This is a genomic window from Helicobacter sp. T3_23-1059 (assembly GCF_053654515.1).
This window is the reverse complement of record NZ_JBSIUV010000093.1, coordinates 1-3,774: the sequence shown is the minus strand read 5'-3', so window position 1 is coordinate 3,774 and position 3,774 is coordinate 1. Positions and strand designations below refer to the sequence as shown.

Here is a 3,774-nt window from a genome sequence, read left to right as displayed (position 1 = left end):
ATTTTAGAATCTTGCAATGAATAATGAATTAGGTTGTAGGATTTTTAAAATTTAAGGGGACAAAAATGAAAAAACTACTAGCATTTATGATTTTAGCGTGTAGCGTGATTTTATTTAATGCGTGTGGAATCGGGCAAAAATCACAAGATTCACAAGTTGCGCATATAGATTCAAGCACAGATTCAAAAGCACAAAACGCAAAACACACTAAAAAATACCGCCCCGCTTCACGCGATGAGCTAATCGAACTGATAAACGATGAAAGCATATATTTAGGCGACATTGACACAAGCAAAATCACAAATATGTATTATGTATTTGCTTCTAGCCAGAGAGAAGATTTTAGCGGGATTGAGTTGTGGGATACGAGCAATGTAGAGAATATGTCATTTATGTTTGCAAATATGGAGAGCTTTAACCACGATATTAGCGCGTGGGATACGAGCAAAGTCAAAGATATGATGGGTATGTTTTGGTATGCGGAGAGTTTTAATCAACCGCTAAATTCGTGGAATGTGAGCAATGTAGAAAATATGGTGTATATGTTTGAGGGAGCAGAGAGCTTTAATCAGCCATTAGATAAATGGAATGTGAGTAATGTAAAATATATGATTAAAATGTTTTATGGGGCGCGGAAATTTAAGCAAAATTTGAACTCGTGGAATGTCAGCAACATAAAAGATGATTTCTATAAAGAGTTTCTCAATGCTCCGTTTGGTATGTGGGGTTTGAATGGTATGTTTGATGAATCGCCACTAGAAAATAATCCGCCCAAATGGTATAAAGACATTATTAACAAGGAGCAATAAATGAAAAAAATTGCATTGCTAGTATTTTTGCTTTGTAGCGTGGCGTTTGGTGGGCAGATTCATATATTTACAGAGCAGAGTGGCAATATAGAGATTCGCTATAAATTTATACCGCCAAATGTTAAGATGAGAATGTATATAGCATTTGAAATATATCATAATGGCAAGTTGATATTTAAAGATGAGGCTTGGGCTTGGAGCGCAGCTGACGAAGAGGACATAGCCGAAAATGGCGAATCTTATAGAGTATATGTTTTTACAAATAAAGACAAATGCAAGATAAATCTTAGAGAACAACAAGGTAGTTTATTAAAAAGTGAATGGGAAAATCCACCAAAGCAACGCAAAACAAGAATGCAAATAAAAATAGAAAACAAACAAGACAAAGCGTGTGAATCGCTTAAAAATATCGCGTTAGAAAATAAAATCTTTTATAAAATCAAAGGATAATCAAAAATGAAAAAAATCACAATATTAGCATTTTTACTTTGTAGCGTGGTGTTTGGAGCGGAGGAAACCTATAAATCACTAGATGGCACGATAGAGATAAAAGCTGATTATATTTGGAAACCTAAAAAAATATTAGAGATAATCCACAATGGCACTCCATTACTCAAAGATAAAGTCGTAGAGTTTGGCGGATTTTTTAAAGAATGTGTGCTTTGTCATAAAGTGAGATTTTTTATCTCTAATCCTGCTAATAAAAAAGCTAGATGTGAACTGTTTATTATTGAACGCGAACCTGTTGGCATAAATTTGCCTCTATATGAAGAATATGAACCAAAAGTAAAATATATCACACTTTCCACATACAAATGTGAAATCTTAAAAGAATTGCAAAATATTACACAAGATGAGCAAGGAAACGAAAGAAAATTTTTTATCATAGATAAGGAGCAAGGCAAATGAATCTCACATATATCGCAAATAAAATCATCGCCAAAAAGCCCTCGATTTTGCAGGGCTTTGGGCTTAGCTTTGGGCTTGGTATGACATATTTTAGTTTGCTTGTGATTATCCCGCTAATCGCGCTTTTTGCGTTTAGCTTTAAGTTAGAGTGGGCAAAATTTGTAGAAATCATCAGCGATTCACAAGTTTTAAGCGCGTTAAAATTCTCACTCTCCACCGCGCTTATTGGATTTTGCATTAGCATTTGCGCGGGTTATCGGCGAGTTTGGCGCGGTGGCGGTGGTGAGCGGGAAAATCATAGGACTTACTACCACGATGCCTTTATACATTGAGATTCTCTACAATGACTATCTCTACACGGCGGCGTTTGCGGTGGCAAGTGTGCTCACACTACTTTCAATCATCGCGCTTATTTTGAAGTGTATCATTGAGAAGTATGAGAGAGCGTAAAGGCGTGAAATATAAGGTTCTATGCGCGATTTTGCTATAATTGTGCGAAAAATAAAGCGTTAAAGGATAAAAGATGACATTACAAGTGCAAATCAGCGATAAAAACAAAAGCGAAATTATGAGTGCGATTCGCCTGCTAAAAGGTGTGCGCGAAGTGCGCGAGAGTGCCGAATCAAAAAGCAAAAAACTCCCTATTGAAACCAAAGCGGACTATAAAGCGTGGAAAAAGGCGCGAAAAGAACTAGAGCGCGGGGAAACTTACAGCCTAGAATCTGTCAAAAAAGAGCTTGGGCTATGAGCTATAAAGTAGAGATGAATAAGGAAGTGCGGAAGTTTTTGCACTCTCACCCTGAAGTAAGTGCGAAATTTATCTCTGCCCTAGAGCAAATCGCGCAAAATCCTTTTGAAAATAACCTTGATATTAAGCGTTTGCAGGGCGAATCGCACAAATATCGATTGCGAATCGGCAAGTATCGCCTTTTGTATGAAATCATACAATCCAAAATCCTAATCTACGCTTACAAGGCGCAATCTCGAGGCGATATTTACAAATAAGATTCACGCGAATCGAAATCACAATAATGGAGGGTAAAAATGAAAATGCTATCAGTATTCTTGGTGTGTATTGTTGCGTTATTTGGCGATGAAAACGCGTCCGAGAAATTCTTTGCAGATGCGCAATTGCTTGATGAAAATAATCTGCGCTGTAATACACAGCCCACTTATGATAAGGAATTAGGGCGCAGTTATTTTTATTGTAATCATATCAAAAAGCACCACAGGGCGCGGAAATGACTATCACAAAAGAAATTTATAAGGCAAAAAGTTTGCAAGAAGCATATAAAATCTTTTATGCAGGGATTTCAAAAATGGAGGGGCAAAATTGCCTAGCCCCTGCGCTACAAACGCGAGATTTTACCTACAAAGACGGCGATTCTTGTGGTAGCACATACAAAATGGTTAGGGACAATACGCTAGAAATCAAACTTGATACAATTTTGCGAACGCGCTTTATACAAAAGGGCGATGAAGTGTGGCTATATAGCATTCAGTAGCAAGGGGGCAAAACAATGAAAAAATTAAGTTTGATATTTTTGGCAAGTGTTTTGTGGGCAGACCCATTTAACCAAAAATGTACTTTTGAAAATGACACATTTTGGATAAAAATCATTGAGATTTGTGGCGAGGGCGATATAGCCTGCGATAAGGTTGCGTATATCGGGCTAAACAAAAAAGCGGCGAGTTTATCACGCTCAAAGGCAAGGCAGTCGTGGATTTTAAGGGGGATTTTTCTGGCTATTTATTTGAGAATAAGGGCTATACATACAGCGTAGTATTCGATAGAGTCCGTGAAAATTACACAGGACTTACCATTGTAAAAGACCACAAGGTTATGCAAGAAATGAGACTACAAAATTGTGAATAAAAAAGGGAGTGTTAAATGAAAAAGTTAAGTTTAGCGTTTTTGGCATTTGTGTCAGCAGTGTTTATAGCGTGTGGGGATTCAAAGGATTCACGCGCATCACAAAGCATAGATTCTAACAATTCGCAGGGCGAATCTAACGAATCTAGCGCGGATTCAAGCATAGATTCAAGTGCGAATCCA

The 3,774-nt window shown here is 37.3% G+C and carries 10 protein-coding genes; all 10 read left to right on the top strand.

Features of this window, described 5'->3' with window-relative positions:
• Positions 1 to 65 precede the first annotated feature (65 nt).
• The 10 genes from ACWIX0_RS12930 to ACWIX0_RS12885 all read left to right on the top strand — a co-directional run bounded on the left by ACWIX0_RS12930 (position 66) and on the right by ACWIX0_RS12885 (position 3,502).
• Positions 66 to 809, top strand: coding sequence for a BspA family leucine-rich repeat surface protein (locus ACWIX0_RS12930; protein ID WP_454174396.1), 744 nt, complete (start codon positions 66 to 68; stop codon positions 807 to 809).
• Positions 810 to 1,259 (top strand): hypothetical protein, encoded by a 450-nt coding sequence (locus ACWIX0_RS12925; protein ID WP_454174395.1) that lies wholly within the window; start codon positions 810 to 812, stop codon positions 1,257 to 1,259. It begins immediately after the preceding gene.
• Between the two features lie 6 nt (positions 1,260 to 1,265).
• Positions 1,266 to 1,718 (top strand): hypothetical protein, encoded by a 453-nt coding sequence (locus ACWIX0_RS12920; protein WP_454174394.1) that lies wholly within the window; start codon positions 1,266 to 1,268, stop codon positions 1,716 to 1,718.
• A complete protein-coding gene (locus ACWIX0_RS12915; protein ID WP_454174393.1) occupies positions 1,715 to 2,050 on the top strand; it encodes a hypothetical protein in 336 nt (111 codons plus the stop codon). Before ACWIX0_RS12920 ends, ACWIX0_RS12915 begins: the two co-directional genes overlap by 4 nt.
• Positions 2,034 to 2,168 (top strand): hypothetical protein, encoded by a 135-nt coding sequence (locus tag ACWIX0_RS12910; protein ID WP_454174392.1) that lies wholly within the window; start codon positions 2,034 to 2,036, stop codon positions 2,166 to 2,168. The genes ACWIX0_RS12915 and ACWIX0_RS12910 overlap by 17 nt, the downstream gene beginning before the upstream one ends.
• 73 nt (positions 2,169 to 2,241) lie before the next feature.
• Positions 2,242 to 2,466, top strand: coding sequence for a hypothetical protein (locus tag ACWIX0_RS12905; protein ID WP_454174391.1), 225 nt, complete (start codon positions 2,242 to 2,244; stop codon positions 2,464 to 2,466).
• The gene (locus ACWIX0_RS12900; RefSeq protein ID WP_454174390.1) at positions 2,463 to 2,723 is read left to right on the top strand and encodes a type II toxin-antitoxin system RelE family toxin; all 261 of its coding nucleotides are present in this window, start codon (positions 2,463 to 2,465) and stop codon (positions 2,721 to 2,723) included. The genes ACWIX0_RS12905 and ACWIX0_RS12900 overlap by 4 nt, the downstream gene beginning before the upstream one ends.
• A 39-nt stretch (positions 2,724 to 2,762) precedes the next feature.
• Positions 2,763 to 2,963, top strand: a complete 201-nt coding sequence (locus ACWIX0_RS12895) for a hypothetical protein (RefSeq protein ID WP_454174389.1) — start codon at positions 2,763 to 2,765, stop codon at positions 2,961 to 2,963.
• Positions 2,960 to 3,223: a hypothetical protein gene (locus ACWIX0_RS12890; protein WP_454174388.1), complete on the top strand. Its 264-nt coding sequence runs from the start codon at positions 2,960 to 2,962 to the stop codon at positions 3,221 to 3,223. The genes ACWIX0_RS12895 and ACWIX0_RS12890 overlap by 4 nt, the downstream gene beginning before the upstream one ends.
• A 15-nt stretch (positions 3,224 to 3,238) precedes the next feature.
• The gene (locus tag ACWIX0_RS12885) at positions 3,239 to 3,502 is read left to right on the top strand and encodes a hypothetical protein (RefSeq protein WP_454174387.1); all 264 of its coding nucleotides are present in this window, start codon (positions 3,239 to 3,241) and stop codon (positions 3,500 to 3,502) included.
• The last annotated feature ends 272 nt before the right edge of the window (positions 3,503 to 3,774 follow it).